The organism is Candidatus Phytoplasma zeae (genome assembly GCF_001712875.1).
Taxonomy (GTDB): domain Bacteria; phylum Bacillota_I; class Bacilli_A; order Acholeplasmatales; family Acholeplasmataceae; genus Phytoplasma; species Phytoplasma asteris.
Genome location: NZ_CP015149.1, coordinates 446,615 through 466,305, shown reverse-complemented (window position 1 = coordinate 466,305; position 19,691 = coordinate 446,615). Strand labels below are relative to the sequence as shown.

At 30.2% G+C, this 19,691-nt stretch carries 18 protein-coding genes, 5 tRNA genes and 1 pseudogene; 23 read left to right on the top strand and 1 reads right to left on the bottom strand.

What is annotated here, in order from left to right; genetic code table 11:
* The first annotated feature begins 200 nt into the window (after positions 1-200).
* The 8 genes from trhA (at position 201) to MBSPM3_RS02305 (ending at position 4,425) form a co-directional block, all read left to right on the top strand.
* Complete coding sequence (gene trhA / locus MBSPM3_RS02340; protein WP_069028342.1) at positions 201-890, top strand: PAQR family membrane homeostasis protein TrhA; 690 nt, start codon at positions 201-203, stop codon at positions 888-890.
* Positions 891-1,131: 241 nt separating this feature from the next.
* Positions 1,132-2,364, top strand: coding sequence for an acetate kinase (locus tag MBSPM3_RS02335; RefSeq protein ID WP_069028341.1), 1,233 nt, complete (start codon positions 1,132-1,134; stop codon positions 2,362-2,364).
* A 46-nt stretch (positions 2,365-2,410) separates the two neighbouring features.
* Positions 2,411-2,498 (top strand) — tRNA-Ser (locus tag MBSPM3_RS02330).
* A gap of 426 nt (positions 2,499-2,924) precedes the next feature.
* A tRNA-His gene (locus tag MBSPM3_RS02325) sits at positions 2,925-3,000 on the top strand.
* An 85-nt stretch (positions 3,001-3,085) separates the two neighbouring features.
* A tRNA-Gln gene (locus MBSPM3_RS02320) sits at positions 3,086-3,160 on the top strand.
* A gap of 50 nt (positions 3,161-3,210) precedes the next feature.
* Positions 3,211-3,292: transfer RNA gene (locus MBSPM3_RS02315), tRNA-Leu, on the top strand.
* A gap of 20 nt (positions 3,293-3,312) precedes the next feature.
* Positions 3,313-3,387, top strand: a tRNA-Trp gene (locus tag MBSPM3_RS02310).
* A gap of 348 nt (positions 3,388-3,735) precedes the next feature.
* Positions 3,736-4,425 carry a hypothetical protein gene (locus MBSPM3_RS02305; RefSeq protein WP_069028340.1) on the top strand — a complete coding sequence of 230 codons (690 nt, stop codon included), beginning with the start codon at positions 3,736-3,738 and terminating at the stop codon, positions 4,423-4,425.
* A 161-nt stretch (positions 4,426-4,586) separates the two neighbouring features.
* Here MBSPM3_RS02305 and MBSPM3_RS02300 read toward each other — a convergent pair whose 3' ends face one another.
* A complete protein-coding gene (locus MBSPM3_RS02300; protein ID WP_232308829.1) occupies positions 4,587-5,216 on the bottom strand; it encodes a DUF2963 domain-containing protein in 630 nt (209 codons plus the stop codon).
* Between the two features lie 317 nt (positions 5,217-5,533).
* On the opposite strand from MBSPM3_RS02300, the gene MBSPM3_RS02295 reads away from it, so the two are divergent.
* From MBSPM3_RS02295 to MBSPM3_RS02225, 15 genes and pseudogenes are all read left to right on the top strand, one after another.
* The gene (locus MBSPM3_RS02295) at positions 5,534-6,307 is read left to right on the top strand and encodes a S26 family signal peptidase (protein ID WP_069028338.1); all 774 of its coding nucleotides are present in this window, start codon (positions 5,534-5,536) and stop codon (positions 6,305-6,307) included.
* Positions 6,308-6,388: 81 nt separating this feature from the next.
* Positions 6,389-7,031 (top strand): annotated as a pseudogene (locus tag MBSPM3_RS02290) (uracil-DNA glycosylase).
* A 183-nt stretch (positions 7,032-7,214) separates the two neighbouring features.
* The gene (dut, locus tag MBSPM3_RS02285; protein ID WP_069028337.1) at positions 7,215-7,667 is read left to right on the top strand and encodes a dUTP diphosphatase; all 453 of its coding nucleotides are present in this window, start codon (positions 7,215-7,217) and stop codon (positions 7,665-7,667) included.
* A gap of 596 nt (positions 7,668-8,263) precedes the next feature.
* Entirely contained in the window at positions 8,264-9,079 is an 816-nt protein-coding gene (rpsB, locus tag MBSPM3_RS02280) for a 30S ribosomal protein S2 (RefSeq protein WP_069028336.1), read from the top strand.
* Between the two features lie 102 nt (positions 9,080-9,181).
* On the top strand, positions 9,182-10,006 hold the full coding sequence (gene tsf, locus MBSPM3_RS02275; RefSeq protein WP_069028335.1) for a translation elongation factor Ts: 825 nt from the start codon (positions 9,182-9,184) through the stop codon (positions 10,004-10,006).
* A gap of 91 nt (positions 10,007-10,097) precedes the next feature.
* Positions 10,098-10,823 carry a UMP kinase gene (pyrH, locus tag MBSPM3_RS02270; protein ID WP_083985320.1) on the top strand — a complete coding sequence of 242 codons (726 nt, stop codon included), beginning with the start codon at positions 10,098-10,100 and terminating at the stop codon, positions 10,821-10,823.
* A 2-nt stretch (positions 10,824-10,825) separates the two neighbouring features.
* A complete protein-coding gene (frr, locus tag MBSPM3_RS02265; RefSeq protein ID WP_069028333.1) occupies positions 10,826-11,380 on the top strand; it encodes a ribosome recycling factor in 555 nt (184 codons plus the stop codon).
* Positions 11,381-11,455: 75 nt separating this feature from the next.
* Positions 11,456-12,373: a phosphatidate cytidylyltransferase gene (locus tag MBSPM3_RS02260; protein ID WP_069028332.1), complete on the top strand. Its 918-nt coding sequence runs from the start codon at positions 11,456-11,458 to the stop codon at positions 12,371-12,373.
* A 261-nt stretch (positions 12,374-12,634) separates the two neighbouring features.
* Positions 12,635-13,459 carry a triose-phosphate isomerase gene (gene tpiA / locus MBSPM3_RS02255; RefSeq protein ID WP_069028331.1) on the top strand — a complete coding sequence of 275 codons (825 nt, stop codon included), beginning with the start codon at positions 12,635-12,637 and terminating at the stop codon, positions 13,457-13,459.
* Positions 13,460-13,637: 178 nt separating this feature from the next.
* Positions 13,638-14,435: an HAD-IIB family hydrolase gene (locus MBSPM3_RS02250; protein ID WP_069028330.1), complete on the top strand. Its 798-nt coding sequence runs from the start codon at positions 13,638-13,640 to the stop codon at positions 14,433-14,435.
* Positions 14,436-14,696: 261 nt separating this feature from the next.
* Positions 14,697-15,563 (top strand): class II fructose-1,6-bisphosphate aldolase, encoded by an 867-nt coding sequence (gene fba / locus MBSPM3_RS02245; protein WP_069028329.1) that lies wholly within the window; start codon positions 14,697-14,699, stop codon positions 15,561-15,563.
* 283 nt (positions 15,564-15,846) lie between these two features.
* Positions 15,847-16,044, top strand: a complete 198-nt coding sequence (locus MBSPM3_RS02240) for a hypothetical protein (RefSeq protein WP_069028328.1) — start codon at positions 15,847-15,849, stop codon at positions 16,042-16,044.
* A gap of 165 nt (positions 16,045-16,209) precedes the next feature.
* Positions 16,210-17,406 carry a phosphoglycerate kinase gene (locus tag MBSPM3_RS02235; protein ID WP_069028327.1) on the top strand — a complete coding sequence of 399 codons (1,197 nt, stop codon included), beginning with the start codon at positions 16,210-16,212 and terminating at the stop codon, positions 17,404-17,406.
* Positions 17,407-17,566: 160 nt separating this feature from the next.
* Positions 17,567-18,574, top strand: coding sequence for a type I glyceraldehyde-3-phosphate dehydrogenase (gap, locus tag MBSPM3_RS02230; protein ID WP_069028326.1), 1,008 nt, complete (start codon positions 17,567-17,569; stop codon positions 18,572-18,574).
* Positions 18,575-18,946: 372 nt separating this feature from the next.
* Entirely contained in the window at positions 18,947-19,627 is a 681-nt protein-coding gene (locus tag MBSPM3_RS02225) for a hypothetical protein (protein WP_069028325.1), read from the top strand.
* Positions 19,628-19,691: the final 64 nt, after the last annotated feature.

The window sequence follows — 19,691 nt, the reverse complement described above, 5'->3', positions numbered from 1 at the left end:
TTAGTTTAGCAACTACTTTTATGTGGTAAAATATATAAGAATTAGTTTTTATTATAACTTAATCTAATTTATAAATTATTTAATAAAGTTAATTATTATTTTTTAAATGTTTCCTTATTTTCCTTATAACTTATTTAATTTCTAAACTTTTTATAATCTCAGTAATTGCTACATATTCCAAGCAAGAAGGGAGTTTTATTGTGAAATGGGCTACTAAACCAAGTGATAAACAAACTTTGGGCGAAGAAATTGCCAATGCCATTTCCCATGGTTTAATGATTCCTTTAGGAGTTTTTATTCTTGTTTGTTTTTGTCTTAAAGCCTCTTTAATGTCAAATCCTAACGGTTATATTGTACTTGTTTTTGGCATATCGATGATTATTCTTTATTTGATGAGTACTTTGTATCATTCTTTATCCTTTACCAAAGCTCATAATTTTTTTCAAAAGACCGATCACATTAGTATTTATTTATTAATTTGGGGGACTTTTGCCCCTATTTTGTTACTTTTGCCAGAATTGCAAAAACCCTTATTTCCTCAATCAAATGTGCCAATTTCCAAAGGACAATGCTTTTTTGTTTGCCAATGTATTTTGGCTTTTTCAGGTATTATATGTAAAGTTTTTTGGATGAATAAAGGAAAAATCATTCATTTAATCTTTTATGCTTTGCTTGGATGGAGTGGGCTTTTGTTAGTGCCTGCAATGTGGAAAGCCAATATTTTTCATTTTGTTTTACTGGGCGGTGTTTTTTACAGTTTGGGCATCTATTTTTATGTTAAAGATAATAAAAAATATTTTCATTTTATTTGGCATCTTTTTGTTATGGCAGGAACTTGTTTTCATGCTTGGGGCATATATCGTTTGCTTGAAATTTTGCCCAAAAATTAATAACAAATTGAAAAATTTCCAACAATAAAAAGAAATCAAACTTGCAAACAAATAATTACAAACCCAAAAATAATTCCACTCATTAAAAGAAATTATTAATTAAAAATAAAAATAAATCAAATAACAAATAATTAAAATCCCAATCCCAAACCCAACCCAAAAAAATTAAGTCAAAAAACAATTAAAATTAATATACAAACAACAAATAAATTATTACACAACAAAAAACGGAGAAAAATATATGAAAATTATGTCGGTAAATTCTGGTAGTTCTTCTTTAAAATTTCAATTATTAGAAATGCCACAACAAGAAGTAATTGTTTCGGGTTTAGTTGAAAGAATCGGTAGCAATCAGGCTGTTTTTACAATGAAGACCAAAGACAAAAAAGAAAAACAAGTATTAGAAGTGCTAAATCATCAAACAGCAGTAGAGTTATTGCTAGATGCTTTGATTCAAAAAAAAGTTATTAATACTTTCGAAGAAATCGAAGGAGTAGGGCACCGCGTAGTTCAAGGTGGAGAAATATTTAGCGATTCTGCTGTTTTAACTGAAAAAACTCTTGCTCAAATTGAAAGTTTATGCGACCTAGCTCCCTTACACAATCCTGCAAACATCATAAGTATTAAAGCTTTTCAAAAAGTACTTCCCCAAGTTTTTCAAGTAGCTGTTTTTGATACTACTTTTCATCAAAGTATGCCCGCAGTTAATTTTTTATACGCCACTCCTTATTACTGGTACCAAAAATACCAAATTAGAAAATACGGAGCTCATGGTACATCTTATAAATATATAACTGAGCAAATGCAACAAATTTTGGGTAAAAAAAACGCCAAAATCATTATTTGTCATGCTGGCAACGGCGTTTCTTTATGTGCAGTTGATTCTGGTAAATCAGTTGATACTTCTATGGGTTTTACTCCGTTAGAAGGGGTTCCTATGGGGACTCGTAGTGGCAATATTGATCCTGCAATAGTGAAATTTATAGCTGAAAAAGAAAACAAAACTGTTGCTTGTGTTATCGATGATTTGAATAAAAAATCAGGTTATTTAGGAGTATCAGGTATTTCTAATGACACTCGTGATATTTTGGCAAGCATTAAAGAAGGCAACCAGCAAGCCATTTTGTCACACGACATCCAAGTTAAGCGTATAGTGGATTATATTGCTAGTTATTACGTATTATTAAAAGGCGTTGATGCTTTAGTATTTACAGCTGGTATTGGCGAAAATTGTTCTTTTTTCCGTTCTGAAATTATTAAATGTTTATCAGTTTTAGGAATTAAGTTAGACGAAGAAAAAAACAAAGTTCAAGGCAAACAAGAACTTATTACAACTTTTGATTCTGCAATCAAAGCTTTTGTTGTTCCTACCAATGAAGAACTTGCTATTGCTCAAGATGTTTTGCGTTTACAACAAAATCAAACTAATCAAGATAAAGACGATCAGCAAGAATGTTTTTGCTGTTGCGGCTAATAATTAAATCACAAACCCAATCACTTTTATAGTTTTTGGTCTTTTTGGAGGAATACTCAAGTGGCCGAAGAGGCACGCTTGGAAAGCGTGTAGATCCAAAAGATGCGAGGGTTCGAATCCCTCTTCCTCCGCCAACTAAAATTAGCTATTTTTTGTTAGTTTGCAAAGTCAGTTTCATTTTGATAAAAATAATTTCCATAATTTCATCGCTCATATTATTTTTTTAAGAACTTGTTTTTTAAGAATTTGTTTTTTAAGGGCTTGTTATTGGGAAATGTTTTGGTAATTTGTTTTTTGCGTTTTTTTGGCATTTGTTTTTGGAACTTTTTAGACTTATCTTTTTTTCTTTTGAGATTTTTGGAATGCACATTTTTTATCTCAATTTATTCCCTCAAATCTTTTTTAAACATCGCCACCAAAAATATTGACTGCAAAAAACTTATAAAAAACACTCAATTATCATTAAAAAAAACAACCCACCTAACTTTTTTACTTTACAAATTAACAAAATCAAGGTATAATATTCTATGTTATTGAATTTTAATTATTAAAATTATTTGGCGGTTATGGCGAAGTGGTTAACGCGGCGGCTTGTGGCGCCGATATGCGTGGGTTCGATTCCCACTAGCCGCCCCAGAATATATTTCACAAAATATAAAAATACAAAAATTATTACAAACATTATTTAATGATAAAATATCCAGATTATAAAGTTATATTGAGGCCCATAGCCAAGTGGTAAGGCAACGGACTTTGACTCCGTGATTCGTTGGTTCAAATCCAGCTGGGTCTGCCATTTTATAAGTGTTTATGAGTGATTAACGAACAAAAATAACAAAGGTAAACGCGGGTGTGGCGGAATGGAAGACGCACTAGACTTAGGATCTAGCGCTTAGGCGTGCAGGTTCAAATCCTGTCACCCGTACCATGCAACCTACTTGTAAATGAAGGGATATGATGTCAATGGTAGCATAACGGTCTCCAAAACCGCTCGTTCGGGTTCGAATCCTGATATCCCTGCCAAAAAAAATTACCCCAATAAAAATATTTTAATAAAATAAAAAAACAATTAATTTTTTTGACAATCATTTTTTTACTTTATTAAGATATTTTAAAACGCATTTTTTAATCATTTTGCTCTTAAAATCTAAAAAAAAACCTTATTTATCTTTTTCAAACTACCCAAAAAAAAACAACTTTATCTTAAAAAACCACCAAAATCAATTGACAATTGTTTCTTTTTTTGATTAAATAAAGGTGTAGATATAAAGTTTTATGATAAAATAAATATAAGCTATATTTAAGTTTTTTATAAAGCTAACAAATAAAGTATAAAAGTTTTACAAACGCTTTTATTAGGAGGTTGGTTTTTTGAGATTTGAAGAATTGGGAACTTGGGTTTCCAATAATCCTTGGATTTGGGTTGTTGGCGCTGTTTTGTTCCCTGTATTGATATTTCTTTTAGTAAAATTAGTGATTAAAACGCTAATTTTCATTTATGTTGTTAATTTTCGTATTGCAGCTTTTTTTAGTCCTTCCAAACCGTCTAAAGAGAGCAAAAACAACGAAAATAAAAACGAACAACCTCAAATTCCCAATGTTTTGATTAATAACAAAGACTTTGATTCTAATTGTTTAATTAATTTAAAATTAATGGAGATGATGGACAAAAAAAATAACAACCTTTCGCAAACCGATCTTTTAGAATTAAAGCATAAAATGCTTGAAACTTATTTTAATCAAAAGATCTTTGAATTAGAAATGAAACAAAAAATTAAAGAATTAGAAGAAAAACAACAGCAATCCAAAGCTGATACCATTCCTAATAATGCCCAAACTTTTAACTCACAAAAGAATTTTTGGGATGAAATCCCAGAAACTTTAAAACAAGTTTTAGAAAAATTAAATAACATCGAAGAAATGCAGTTCGAAATTTTACAAGATTACACTAAAAAAACTTATTACAGTTCTGATGATAGAGTTTTGTACGTTCATCCAGAAGACTTTTTGCACATCAATAAAGCTTTAGGACATAAAAAACAAAAACAATTAAAAAATTAAATAAAAATATTAGGATGAAAGTATGTAAAAGCTCCTTTTTGGATGCTTTTTCTTTTTATCATTTCGAAAAAACTACCTTTTTTAAACTAGTTTTGATTTTGCCTGTAAACAGATTACCTGATTTTTCCTTGCAAAATCTTTACAAACAATTCTAATTACCATTATTTTTTTATGACATCACCACTATTAGGATCATAATCATAAAACTCTTTATCATCATTTTTGCTTTGATATTTGTATTTTGCACGCCAAATTCTTATTTCTGTTTTGGGGTCATATTTATTTATATAATCAATATTGCCATTAGGGAAATACTTTGTATGTTTAATTTTATTTTGGGTTTGAGGATCATATTCTAAAACATATTCTACTTTGCCATTTTTACTATTATGGTGAGTTTCTTTTATAACATTTCCGCTTTTAGCATCATATTCATACATATATAAAATATTTGATTTGTCTTCTGCAAAAATTATTTCTTTAATTAATTTTTGCGTATGCGGATCGTATTCTTTAATATCTAAGATATTTCTGTCATTTTTAAAGACAGTATGTTTCATTTTATTGGCAGTTTGCAAATCATATTCTATGATATACCAAACACACTTTTCATCACCATTAAACGCTGTGAGTTTAATTTTTTTATTTGTTTTGCTATCATAATCTAAAATATGGTCAATGTTTCCATCCATGTTATAGATTTTTTCTTGAATAACATCCACATTATGATTAGGTTTGTTTTTTGTTAGGATTATATTATCAATATTGTCAAAAGATTTAAAAATTAGCACCACTAACAACAATAATGTAAAAGTAGTTGTAACAGTTGCGAACCTAGTTCTTAATTTTATAATTTTCATAGATTTAATTTAATTTATCTTTCATTTAATTTATTTATTGTGAGATTAAGCATTTTTATAATACTTTGGATTATATTGTATTTTCAGTAATATTATAACATTTATTTTATAATAATAATATTTTTTAGCACTTATAATTGATTCATCAAAAAAAAATCTTGTTCTATGCTATAATTAATTTGTATAGTTAAAAATAATTCATAGTTAATAAATAAAAAAGGAAACAATTATTATTATGGTAATTATTTATGTTCAAAAATAAAACAAAAACTCCGCCACAAAGTCAAAAAAACCAATCTATCCTTTTAATTTTAAAAAAAAGTATGATTATTATTTTAGATTTTTTTATAATCTATCTTTTTATTGCTTCTTTGGGTAATGCTTTTTTTCCTAAATATTCAGCCAAATATCTAGGCATTGCTGCTTTTCCTGTGGCTTCTGGTAGTATGGAACCTTTTTTACATGGTCCTAAAAATGAGGATTCAGGACAAATAGGGGATTTAGTTTTTATTAGAGGTGTTTGGGATGCTTCCAAACTTATGCCTGTTGGTGCTTTTGATGGGAAACAAATCACCAAAAATCCTACAACCAAACCTTATAAAGTAGGCACAACTCATCCAAAAAACGGCGATGTTGTAATTTTTGAAAACCCTAATTATAATAATCCTAATGTTTCTGAACAAGAAAGACAAGCAGCCCAAAAACATCGTTTTATTATTCATAGAGTCGTTTATAATGATTCAAAAAACGAATTAATTGGCACTTGGGGTGATGCAAATGATACCCAACACAAATACGAACAAAAAATTCCTTATCACAAAATTGTAGGCAAATATGTTTGTAAAGACCGTTATATTTTTCCATCCATCAAAAATTTCTTTTCTGATCTGTTTGCTTATATTGGTTCTTTCTTTGCTTTTTTATTCGAAAATCCCTTATATTTGTTTTTAATAATCGTTTATTTAATGATTATGGCGTATCTCTTATATTCCTTAATTAAAGAATTAAAAGCAGCCAAATAATTACAAAAATGCAATCAAATAACACCAAATTACAAAATAATACAACAATTTTACAATAACAAACCAAAAGGTAAACAATTAATGTGGCAACAAATCATTAATAATCAAAAAACTAAACCTTATTTAAAAAAAATATTTACTTTTTTGCAAGAAGAAAAAACCAATCACAAAATTATTTATCCCAATCAAGAAGATATTTTTGCAGCTTTTAATTTAACTCCTTTTGAAAAAGTGAAAGTAGTTATTTTGGGGCAAGATCCTTATCATGGCAAAAATCAAGCTCACGGGTTGTCTTTTAGTGTAAAAACCTTCCAAAAACCACCTAGTTTATCCAATATTTTTAAAGAATTACAAAATGATTTACAAATTACTGCTCGCACCAATAATTTAACTAAATGGGCGCTAGAAGGCGTTTTGATGATTAATGCTATTTTGACTGTTGAAAAAGATAAACCTTTAAGTCACCATCAAATTGGTTGGCAAGAATTTACCAAAACTATTTTTCAAGCTTTGCAAGCTAAACCAAATATAGTCTATATTTTGTGGGGAAAATTTGCTCAAACCTACGAACAATATATTTGTCAATCCCAAAATTGCATAATTAAAAGCCCCCATCCTTCCCCTTTTTTTCGCTCATAGAGGTTTTTTTGGATCTAAACCTTTTTCTCGTGCTAATACTTATTTACAAACTTGTGGAATTAAAGTTGTTGATTGGAATCTTTAACTTTTTTATAATATTTTTAATTTTATAATATTTAAACCTATTTTGTTGAAAATTTTTATTTTTGCCACCTTTTTAATTATTTTTTGTCTCTCGTTTTGTATTATTTTTATTTTGTGATTTGCATTTATTAATTTAAAAGTAAAATTACTAACTACCCCAAAAGAAAGCCAAGGTTTCATTTTTATGAATAAAACAAACCGTTTTTTTGAAAAAGTAAGCAGTTATCAAAATCAAGGAATCAACCTTCCCCAACGTCAAACCAAATTCAGCGCTGGTTATGATTTTGAAGCAGCCCAAAGCATGGAAATCCCACCGCAAACAGTCATTTTGGTTCCCACAGGAATTAAAGCATCTTTTCCTTGGAACGAAGTTTTATTAATTTATGTAAGGTCTTCTTTGCCCTTGAAAAAACAACTAACCCTTGCCAACGGCGTGGGAGTAGTCGATAGTGATTATTATAATAATTTGCAAAATGAAGGTCATATTTTTATTGCCTTGTATAATTTTTCTAAAAACCCAGTTCAAGTTTGTAAAGGCGAAAGAATTGCACAAGGAATTTTTCAACCCTTTTTTCAAATTACCCAAGAAAAAGAAAATAATTTTGCCAGAAAAGGCGGTTTTGGTAGCACAAAGTAACAAAATTGTATCCAAATCAACAAAAACATTGTTAAATGGTTTTAAATATGGTAAAATATGTTAGGAAAAAAGTTATTTATTTTTATTATTTCAAAAACATTTTATTGTTTGTTCTTTGTTCTTGGTTTTTTAATGCATTTGTTTGTTTGTTGCCGTTTTTGCTACTAGGCAAACCATTTTGCCCGTCAATTTTGATTATTTAATTATTTTTTTAATTGTTATATTTGTGATTTATAAATTTATAATTATCAAATAATTATTAAAACGCCATTTTCCTTCCCCAAACAAACTTGCAAAAAAGCTTTTATTTAATTATAAGAGATGTATAAATGCATTGCTCAAACATTTTTGACACAATTAAAAAATTTAGCAATTTAGCAATTTGGCACAATATTTGCAAATAGAAATAAAAACTTGATGATGCATCATCATTTTGGATCAATTTTGATACACAATTCACAATTAAAAAATGTATTAAATAGTTAAAATGCAAAAGCCCAAACACAAACAAAATTATCATTTATTTATTTTTTATCATAATTTAACACAATATTTCAAAAAATATCAATTAAAATAAAAAGGAGTTTTTAATAACAATGGCAGTAGTTACAGCAAAACAATTATTAGAATCAGGAGTATATTTTGGTCATGCCACTCGCAAATGGAATCCCAAAATGAAACCCTACATTTTTACTTCTAGAAATGGCATTCACATTATCAACTTGAAAAAAACCTCAGAAGAAATTGAAAAAGCTTATCAAGAATTGCTAAACATCATTACTTCAGGCGGCAAAGCTTTATTTTTAGGCACTAAAAAACAAATTCAATCAGCGATTAGAGAAGAAGCGCAACGTTCACAACAATACTACGTGGATCATCGTTGGTTAGGTGGCACATTAACTAATTTCAAAACTATTTTAAAAAGAATCGAATTACTTCATTTGCTCCACAAACAAGAAGAAGAAGGACTTTGGAAAAAACTTCTTAAAAAAGAAGTAGTGCAATTAAAGCGTAAAAGAGACAAATTAGAAAAATTCTTAGGCGGCATCAAAGACATGAAAGACTTGCCTCAAGCTATTTTTGTTGTTGACCCAGAAAAAGAAAGCATCGCAGTTGCCGAAGCGCGCAAATTAGGAATCAAAGTTTTTGGAATTGTAGACACTAACTGCGACCCTGATTTAGTAGACTACATTATTCCTGCTAATGACGACGCTATTAGAGGAGTGAAATTAATTATTTGGTTAATGGCTAATGCTTGTGTTGAAGGCACTGGTGGCGTTGCTGAAAAAGCAGAAACTTTTGATGCTAAAAACCCATTAAAACCTCAAAATTACAATACCTCTAACAAACGTCCTTACCAAGATTCACCAAGAAAACCATATTACCAAAATCAAAATCAAAACCAAAGATAATTAAACTTTTTTTTGGTCCTTAACTAACCAATACTCAATTTTTATTTTTACAATTTATAATTAAAAGTAATTAAATTATTAAAATTTAGAATGGAGCAACAAATGAAAATTACAGCCGAAATGATTAAGGATTTACGTCAAAAAACGCATGCGGGAATGAATGAATGTCACAAAGCTTTACAACAAACTGAAGGCAACATCGAAAAAGCCATCGTGTTTTTAAGAGAAAAAGGCATCATTAAAGCAGCTCAAAAACAAGGACGTGCAACTTCTGAAGGCATCACTAATATTGTTTTTGCTGGCAATAACGCTTTTTTATATGAAATCAATTCTGAGACGGATTTTGTTTCCAAAAACGAACATTTTCAACAATTAGTAAAAGTTCTTGGAGAAATTATTTTAAAAAACCAATTATCTAACGCCAAAGACCTTTTAGCCTTTAATTACCAAAATAAAACCGTTCAAGAATTATTGTTAGAAAAAACCTCAGTTTTGGGCGAAAACATTACTCTTAAACGTGTTTTAAAAGTTACTAAAAAGCCTCAAGAATCTTTTGGAACTTACAAACACCAAGGCGGACGTATTTCTGTTTTGGTAGTTTTAAAAAACGACTGCCCTTCTGTATCAGAAGACATAGCGATGCATATAGCTGCTTCCAAACCGCAATTTTTAACTCCTGACAAAGTAGATCCTACATTTTTAGCAGAAGAAAAAAAGATTTTACATAAACAAACTGCCAAAGAATTATCTGACAAACCCGCACAAATGATAGAAAAAATTGTTGAAAATCGTTTAGGCAAAATGTTAAAAGACATGTGTTTATCAGAACAACCTTTTGTCAAAAATGCAGATCAAAAAGTAAAAGATTATCTTAAAGCCAACAACACTGATGTAGTTTCTTATGTGCGTTGGGAAATGTGCAACTAATAATTCCAAAATCTTTATTTCATACTTTATTTTTAACAAACTCAAATTTAGACTCTTTTAAAGATGTTGCAGATGTTTATGAAGAAAGGTTTTGTGGATGCATAAAAAAATTCTTTTAAAATTAAGTGGTGAATCCCTTAAAGGCGAATCTTCATACGGAATTGACCCTCGCACCATTAAAAAAATTGCTTGGGAAATCAAAGCAATCAAAGATTTAGGAGTCAAAATTGCCATCATTGTAGGAGCAGGTAACCTTTGGCGTGGACGCATTGGTGAAGAACTGGGTATGGATCGTTCTCAGGCAGATTATATGGGAATGCTTGGAACTATCATGAATTCTTTAGCTTTGCAAGATGCCTTAGAACAAACAAATACCATCACACGCGTGATGACTGCCTTTCCTGTTTCTTCGGTAGCCGAACCCTATATTCGCCGTAAAGCTATTCGTCATTTGGAAAAAGATAGAGTAGTTATTTTAGGTGCAGGGGCTGGTTCTCCTTACTTTTCCACCGACACTGCTGCTGCCCTAAGAGCTGCTGAACTAAACATTGATGTTATTTTAATGGCTAAAAATAATATTGAAGGTGTTTACAATAAAGATCCCAAAAAACATCAAGATGCCGTTTTAATCAAACACATGAAACACCAACAAATCTTATCTCAAAGACTGGCAGTTATGGATATTACAGCCGCTTCTCTTTGTTTAGAAAATAACATCGATATTTTAGTTTTTAATATGTTAAAAAAAGGTAATATCAAAAAAGTTGTACTCAAAGAAGGCAACATAGGTACTGTTATTAGTTCAAAAGGAGAATAAATATGCAACAACTTGCCAAAGATATTCTTGCGTCGTTAGAAACTAAAATGACTAAAGCCCAAGAAGTAATGTTAAAAAACTTTTGCGATATTCGCACTGGAACTGCTAATCCTAATATTTTAGATAAAATTACTGTTAATTATTATGGAGCACCCACTTTTTTAAAAACGTTAGCCTCTATTAGCGTTTCTGAAGGTAATCAACTCAACATCAAACCTTACGATAGCACTTTAATTCCTAATATTCAAAAAGTTCTTTTGGCATCTAATCTAGGAATCACTCCTCAAACTGATGGGGGAGTTGTAAGACTTGTTTTCCCCAAACCAACCGAAGAGAGAAGAAAAGCTTTAATGAAAGAAGTAGAGCAACTAGCAGAAAAGACCAAAGTAGCTATTAGAAACGTGCGTCGCGAAGGCAATGACAAAATCAAAAAAGTGGAACTTACTAAAGATTTAGAAACTTTTTATTTAAATCAAATTCAAACATTAACTGATAAAAACATTAAACTTATTGAAAAACATACCACCACTAAAAACACTGAATTATTAAAAGCTTAAAATGATTTCGTTTTCCAAATACAACAATTTTACCCAATTTTTTTTACCTTTCGCTTTAAAAAAATGGAGGTTTATATGATAAAAAAGAGAATAATAACAGGGGCTACCTTAGTTTTATTTTCTTTTTTCTTTTATTATTATTCCCCTTTAGAAATCAAATTTGTAGTTTTTGCCCTTTTAGCAATAAAAGCAGTGCAAGAAATGTTTTTTATACTCAAACATCCCAAAGATACCCAAAAACAGACCTTTATTAAATTTGGATTAGTTTCCACTTCTACTTTATTATTTTTTACAGTTGTTTGTTTGATTTTGTATCCAAATATTTGTCAAAATCAAAACTTAATAAAAGACGCAAAACAATTAAACTTTTTATTCCTTAATAAAAACACATTTGTATCCCTAACAAAATCAACTCCCTCGAACCTAAATTTTTTCCTTCTTTTATTCTTGCCTTTTGTGTTAGTTTTAATAATGCTAGTTTTTTTACCTTTTTTGCAAACTAAAGATGTAAGCAAAACCTTTCTTATCACCTTTTATATTGGTTTTTTGATGGCTTGTCTTTTTTCTTTGTTTTTCCTGCATTGGCATTATTTGCTTTTGTTTTTTTTAGCAGTTATGCTCACTGATTCTTCTGCTTTTTTAGCACGTTTCCCGCGTTTTTGCCCCTTTTTAGGAACAAGACCTCTAGCTTTTCACCTAAGTCCTAAAAAAACTCAAAAAGGTGCTATTTTAGGTACTTTTGGCTCTACTATAACAGTTTTGATGGTCTTTTTATTTATTGATTGCAACTCTTGCATTAGTTTCCCCATCTATGCTTTTTTAATTTCTATTATTTCTCAAATTAGCGATTTGTTAGCTTCCAAATTTAAAAGAGATTATGGCATCAAAGACTTTGGAAGTTTCCTTCCAGGTCATGGTGGTTTTTTAGATAGGTTTGATTCTTGGCTTTTGAGTTCTTTTTTTGCTCTCATACTCTTTAATTTACCTTTTTAAACAAATCCAAACTACCATATTTATTTATATTTTTTCAACATTTAATCTTTTTGCCCTTGCCTTGTTATGATATAATTTTATTTGTAAATGTTAATATAAAATAATAACTCTTTTCGCGTTTTTCCTTTCTCTTTATCAAAAATTTAAATTCAATATTTTAAAACTTTTTAACAATTTTCATTTCAAAAATATTGATTTAAAAAATTAGTTCAAATTTGTCCACCATCTATTTTTTGTAAAAAAATATTAAAGGAGTAATTTATGAATTACAAACCAAGAACAAAAGTGATTGCAGGTAATTGGAAAATGTACAAATGCAAAGACGAAGCCCTGGAATTCATCCAAAAAGTAAGCTTGCAAGTTCCTGACCAAACCCAAGTCCAAACTTTAATTTTCCCCCAATTTACCTTATTGGATTCCTTAGCACAACTCCAAGGCACTAATTTACAAGTAGGGGCCCAAAATGTGTTTTATGAATCCGAAGGCGCTTTTACTGGCGAAGTTTCACCACAAAATTTACTTTCATTAGGTGTCAAGCACGTTTTATTAGGACACAGCGAAAGAAGAACTCTTTTTGGAGAAACCGATCAAACAGTTAATCTAAAACTTTTATCAGCTCTCAAACACAAATTAGTTCCTACTGTTTGTGTGGGCGAATCGCTTCTTACCAAGGAAAATAACCAAACCCAAGTGTTTTTAGACCAACAATTAACCAACATTTTTTCAGGTGTTCCAGAAGAAGCATTACAAAACATAATCATCGCTTATGAACCGGTTTGGGCAATTGGTACAGGCAAAAGTGCAACTCCCCAAGATGCTAACAAAGTCATTGAACAAATCAGAGACAAAGTCACTGCACTTTATTCTTCCCAAGCATCTTGTGCCATGAGAATTATTTACGGCGGTTCTGTGTCTGTTGCCAACATTAAAACCATTTTAGAACAACCCGCTATTGATGGCATTTTAGCAGGAAAAGCTTCCCTCCAAACTGAGGATTTTTTATTTTTTGCTCAAATAGCAAGCAAACAAACCTTAGCTTCCACTAAAGATATTTTTCAAAAAAATGATTGTCCCTTTTGCTGTTAATTCCAATTTACAATTAGGAAAATAAGACAAAAATTTAGCAAAAGTTTTTATTTTAATTTGCTATAATTAATTAATTCATCCCCTTTTTTTCTAATTTCATTTTTGCATTTTTTCTTTCATTTTTGCATTTCATCATTTTTTGTGTTTCTCAAATACGATAGGATAATAGGAGTTTCAAATGAAACAAAAAAAAGAATCTTTATTTATTTTTGATATTGATGGCACCCTTTTAAGTTCTAAATATAAAAAAATATTTCCCCAAACAATCAAAGCCATCCAAACTTTAGCCCAAAACCCTGATAATGTTTTAGCAGTTGCCACAGGAAGAAACATTAAAAGAATAGATGTTTTAGGCAATTTGCTACCTTATTTCAAACATTTTGTCTTTTTTAACGGCGGTCTTACTAAATATTTTGATAAAGTAATTGATGATAGACCTTTTAAAAAAGAAGTAGTCAAAGAACTAATCGCAAAAGCCCATCAAGCCAAAATTCACATAGGTCTTACAGGAATGACACAAGAAATTGTACCAAGCCCACAAGACTTAATTCCCTCTTCATTAGGAGAACTTTACTGCACTAATAAAAAATCTGTAGTGGACCCTGAATTTCATCTGCACAACAATGTTTATCAAGTGTGGTTATTCGAACCCAACAAAGAAAAATTGCAAAATTTTCTTAAAGATTTGAAAGATTTGCAAGCGTATTATTGGAGAACTAATGGTGGTGTTGATTTGGTGCCTCAAAGTGTGAATAAAACTTGTGGTATTAAAAAATTAAAAGAACTTTACCCCCATCATCAATTAGTTTGTGTAGGGGACGGCTATAATGATGTTGAAATGCTTAAATTAGCTGATGTAGGAATCGGATTGGAAAACACCAATTGCCAAGAAATAAAAGATAATTGCAATCTTTTAGCTCCTCATATCGACGATAATAAATTCTATGATTTTTTAAAACTACATCATTTAGTTTAATTTTTTCTTTTGGATTTTGATTTTAAAACAGCATGCATTTTTACTTACTTTTATAATTTTTATATTTTTTTCTCTGTTTTGTGATTTTAAAACTGTTAATTTGCATTCCTTTTGACCAATAATAATATATTTTGTTTTTTGCACTTATACTTGCAAAACTACCCATAATCCTAAATTATTTTTTAGTCCAAAAGCCAATTAACAAACCTCATTAATTACAATTTAGATGCAAATCTAAAACCAAAGAAAGGATTAAGTTAAATGTTAACTTCCGATAAAAATGTTCTTTTAAAAGCGCATCAACAAGAATACGCTATAGCTCAAGTAAATATTAATAATTTAGAATGGACCAAAGCTGCTTTACAAACTGCCGAAGAACTAAAATCACCTGTTATTTTAGGAGTATCCGAAGGAGCTGCGAAATATATGGGAGGGCTTAGAACAGTCGTTGCAATGGTAAGAGAACTAGACGCCTTTTATAAGGTTTCTGTCCCTGTTATTTTGCATTTAGATCACGGTTCTTATGAAGGTGCCAAACAAGCAATGGAGGCAGGATTCACTTCTGTTATGTTTGATGGCAGTCATTATGATTTTGCCCAAAATTTAAGTAAAACCAAAGAAATCACCGAGATATGTCACCAAAAAGGACTTTTAATAGAAGCAGAAGTTGGGGGCATCGGCGGCGAAGAAGACGGCATTATTGGTCAAGGAGAAATTGCAGATCCTCAAGAATGCAAACAAATTGCTGATTTAGGTGTTGATATGCTTGCTGCTGGAATTGGTAATGTGCACGGTAAATATCCTGATAATTGGACAGGACTTGATTTTAGTGTTTTTGCCAAAATTAGAGAACTTACCAACAAACAAACGCCCCTAGTACTGCACGGAGGCACTGGTATTCCTGAAGACATGATTAAAAAAGCTATTTCTTTGGGAGTAGTAAAAATCAACGTCAACACTGAATTTCAATTAGTTTTTGCCCAAGCTACTAGACAATACATTGAAGAAAAAAAAGATTTAACAGACAAAGGCTTTGATCCGCGTAAGTTATTAAATCCCGGCTTTTTAGCTATTAAAGAATTAATGAGACATAAATTAGCTCTTTTTGGTTCAATCAACAAAGCTTAATTATTGAATATCAATATTTCCCAATTTTAAATATTTCCCTTAAGAAAATATAGCTACAATTATAAAAAATTTCTTTTTTACATTTTAGAATTGTGTTATTAGCAATTAAAACACTTGTACCTATTGTTGTGGGCATTTTAGCCTTGCGCAGTTATTTTAAAGGCAAAAAATTGAAACTAAACGTTGTTTTATTAAGTGGTTAATTAAAGATATTAAAATTAGGTTAACTGAATGCGATAATTTTAAACTAAAAGAAAAGTTTTCTTTAAAAATTCAATTTATTGTGGAAAGAATTGATGATTTTGAAAAGCAATGGTTAATGGGAGGTGAAATGTTTTTAACTTTTGTAATAGGAGCTTTTACCAATCGCAAATACAACCTTATAGAAGACGGACTTGATCAATACTTAGAAGAACTAAATGCCATTAAAGACGAATTGCCAGAATCAACAATTGAAAAAATTAAAAAACATAAACGATAAAATAATACCAATATTTAAAAATTATTATTCCTCTAAACGATGGATAAAATAAATAAAATAAAACAACAAAAAATAAAATTAACCATTCAAACAAACTATTTACTAATTTAGATTAAAAATAACTTAAAAATAATTAATATTTCCTAATTGAAAGGCAATAAATGCATGACAAAATCCTTAACTAATATGAATATTACAAATAAAAAAGTTTTATTGCGAGCAGACCTAAATGTTCCTTTAGAAAACAGCGTTATCACAGATGACAACAGAATTAAGGCTATTTTACCTACTTTAAAATATTTAGTTCAGCAAAAAGCTAAAGTTATTATTTTTTCTCATTTGGGACGCGTTAAAACTGAAGCTGATAAAGCCCATTTTAGCTTGCAAGTGGTAGCTGAAAAAATTGCTTTTTATTTGCAACAAAAAGTAAAGTTTGTTCCAGAAACTCAAGGCAAAACCTTAAATCAAGCTGTTGGCCAGATGCTTCCAGGGGATGTTTTAGTAGTCCAAAATACTCGTTTTGAAGATGTTCCTTTCAAAAAAGAAAGTAAAAACGACCCCGAATTAGGCAAATATTGGGCATCTTTAGGTGATGTTTTTGTCAATGATGCTTTTGGTACATGCCATCGCACCCACGCTTCTAATGTAGGTATTGCAACATATATCAAAGAAAAATGCTTTGGTTTTTTGGTCGAAAAAGAAATATCTTTTCTCAAAAAAATTGTCCAAACTCCTCAAAGACCTTTGGTTGCTGTTTTGGGTGGTTCCAAAGTATCTGACAAAATTGGAGTTATTCGTAGTCTTTTGCAAAAAGTTGATGTTCTTTTGATAGGTGGAGGAATGAGCTATACTTGTCTTAAAGCCAAATGTTTTAACATAGGGACTAGCTTGTTAGAAGCAGACAAAATCCCTTTAGTAAAAGAATTATTAGCTTCTCCAGAAGGCAAAAAAATCGTTTTACCTAAAGATTTTGTTTGTGGCAAAGAATTTTCGCCAACAACACAAGCAGCTGTTTATAGTTATGATAATATTTCTGATGATGTAATGGGACTTGATATCGGACCTCAAACAATTGAACTTTTCAAAACACATTTACAAACGGCTCAAACAGTTGTTTGGAATGGTCCTGTAGGAGTGTTTGAATTTGAACAATTTTCTAAAGGAACCAAAGCTTTAGCCCAAACAATAAGCAATCTTTCGCCCAATATAACTACCATTATTGGTGGTGGCGATAGCGCTGCTGCAGTCTTTAAATTCGGTCTAGATCAAAATTTCAGCCATATTTCTACGGGTGGAGGCGCTTTTTTAGAATTTTTAGAAGGAAAACCCATGCCAGGGCTTGCATGTATGGAGAAACTGTAATCACAACTCCCCTATTTTTATTTTATTTTTTGATCATTATTATTCTTCAAATTACCAAATATTACAAACATCACAAAATAAAACAATCCACACAACCAACAAATAGATCCATCATTTACATTAAAAAAGGATAAAAAAAGAAAAAGAGGTTTAATTAATTATGAAAGTTAAAGTAGCAATTAATGGTTTTGGGCGTATCGGTAAATTAGCCTTTCGTCTTGTTTTTGGAAATCCTAAATTTGAAGTAGTAGCTATCAATGATTTAGCAACTTTAGAAACTATTTCTTATTTATTAAAATACGACAGCATTCAAAAATCTTACAAATTAGACTCTGTTAGTTTTGAAGACAACTATTTAGTAGTTGAAGGACAAAAAATTCCTATTTTTCAAGAAAAAAATCCTCAAGATTTACCTTGGAAAAAACTAGGAGTAGATATTGTTTTAGAATGTACAGGTTTTTTTACTAGCAAAGAAAAAGCAGCTCTTCATTTAGAAGCTGGAGCTAAAAAAGTGTTAATTAGTGCTCCTGCTACTGGGGATGTAAAAACAGTTGTTTACAATGTTAATGACCAAATACTTACTAAAGAAGATGCCATTGTAAGCGGGGCTTCTTGCACTACTAACTGTTTGGCGCCCGTTGTTAAAGTCTTAAATGACAACTTCGGCATCAACCAAGCTTTTATGACTACCGTTCATAGTTACACCAGTGACCAAAGTTTAATTGATCAAAACCATCCCAAAGGCATTTGGACACGTCGCGGTAGAGCTGCAGCCTTTAATATGGTGCCAAGTTCTACTGGAGCTGCCAAAGCTATTAGTTTAGTTATTCCTGAATTAAAAGGAAAACTGGATGGTACAGCAATTAGAGTTCCTACAATTACAGGCTCTTTAGTTGACCTTACCGCAGAACTGACTCAAGAAGCTACTCCAGAAGCCATCAATGAAGCTTTCAAAAAAGCTGCTAATGAAACCCTAGCCTACGTTACAGATCCTATTGTTTCCTCAGATGTTATTGGAACAAGTTATGGTTCTTTATATGATTCTCACACTTTGCAAGTCCTCAAAGAAAAACCTAAATTTATTAAATTAATGTCTTGGTATGACAATGAAATGAGTTATGTTAGTCAATTAGTAAGATTGCTTCACAAAGTAGCAACTTTAGTTTAATCCTTTTTGAATCTATCTTTATTACAAATAAAACCCCTTATACCATTTTTTTGAAAGTGGTCTATTTTCTTTTTTCTCTCCTTTGCAACCCTTCAAAAATATTGTTATCACCTTATTATTAATTAAATTTATTATCAATATCTTTTATTAATGATTTTCTATTGGCGATCATACCACTATTTTTTCTCCACTTTTTTCCCTTAGTTTATATTTTTATTTGCAACATTATATTATTATAAAATATTATCAAAACCAATAATTATTCCCTTGCTAAAAACACCCCTTCACCTTTATTTTATTTTATTGCCCCAATTATTACTTTGCCTGATGAAAAGTAATTTTGATATTTCTTTAGAAAGAAATTAATCTCATATGCTAAAAACCAACAACAAAGAAACAAAAGTTTTTTTCTCCCCCTTGCAAAAACACATTATTGCTTCTACTTTGTTAGGATTCACAATTGTGTTAGAATTTGCTTATGATAAGTTAGGGATTGCCAAAATGGGAGCAAATATTGGCTCTTTTATTAAAGTTTCTCTCCTTCCCTTAATTTTAATTGGTTTTTTATTGGGCAAAAAACATAGCTTTCTTTTTTGTACTCTTTATGCCTTATTTCATCTATTTAAAGCTATTTTTTTAAGTGAATCCACCAATATTTTAGCTTATATGCAAGCCCAACAAATGCGCTCCTTACAACAAATTGCAGTTTTACTTTTGGATTATTTTTTAGTTGATTTATCTTATAGTCTTTCTTTTGTTTTTTATACCCCTAATTTAAAATATTTTGATAATTATAAAAGCATTTTACTTAATTTATTAATAGTTTTTACCTCTGTTTTTGCTTTTAAATATTTGGTTTCTTATTTTATTTGGTTGCCCCTTATTGCAAATAAACAAAATTTTTTCCCCTTTTTAGCTCCCCTAAACAACTACCCTATTATTTGGTGTTTTTGTTATAATTTAATCCCTGTTTTTGCTACTTTTATCTTTATTTTTATTTTTTTATTTTTCTTAAATCCTAGAATTAAAACTTACCTTAACTATTATAGATAATTTTTGCCCCCCTCCTCTTTTTTCCTCAATGTTGTCAAAGAACATTTTATTAATTCAATATAAA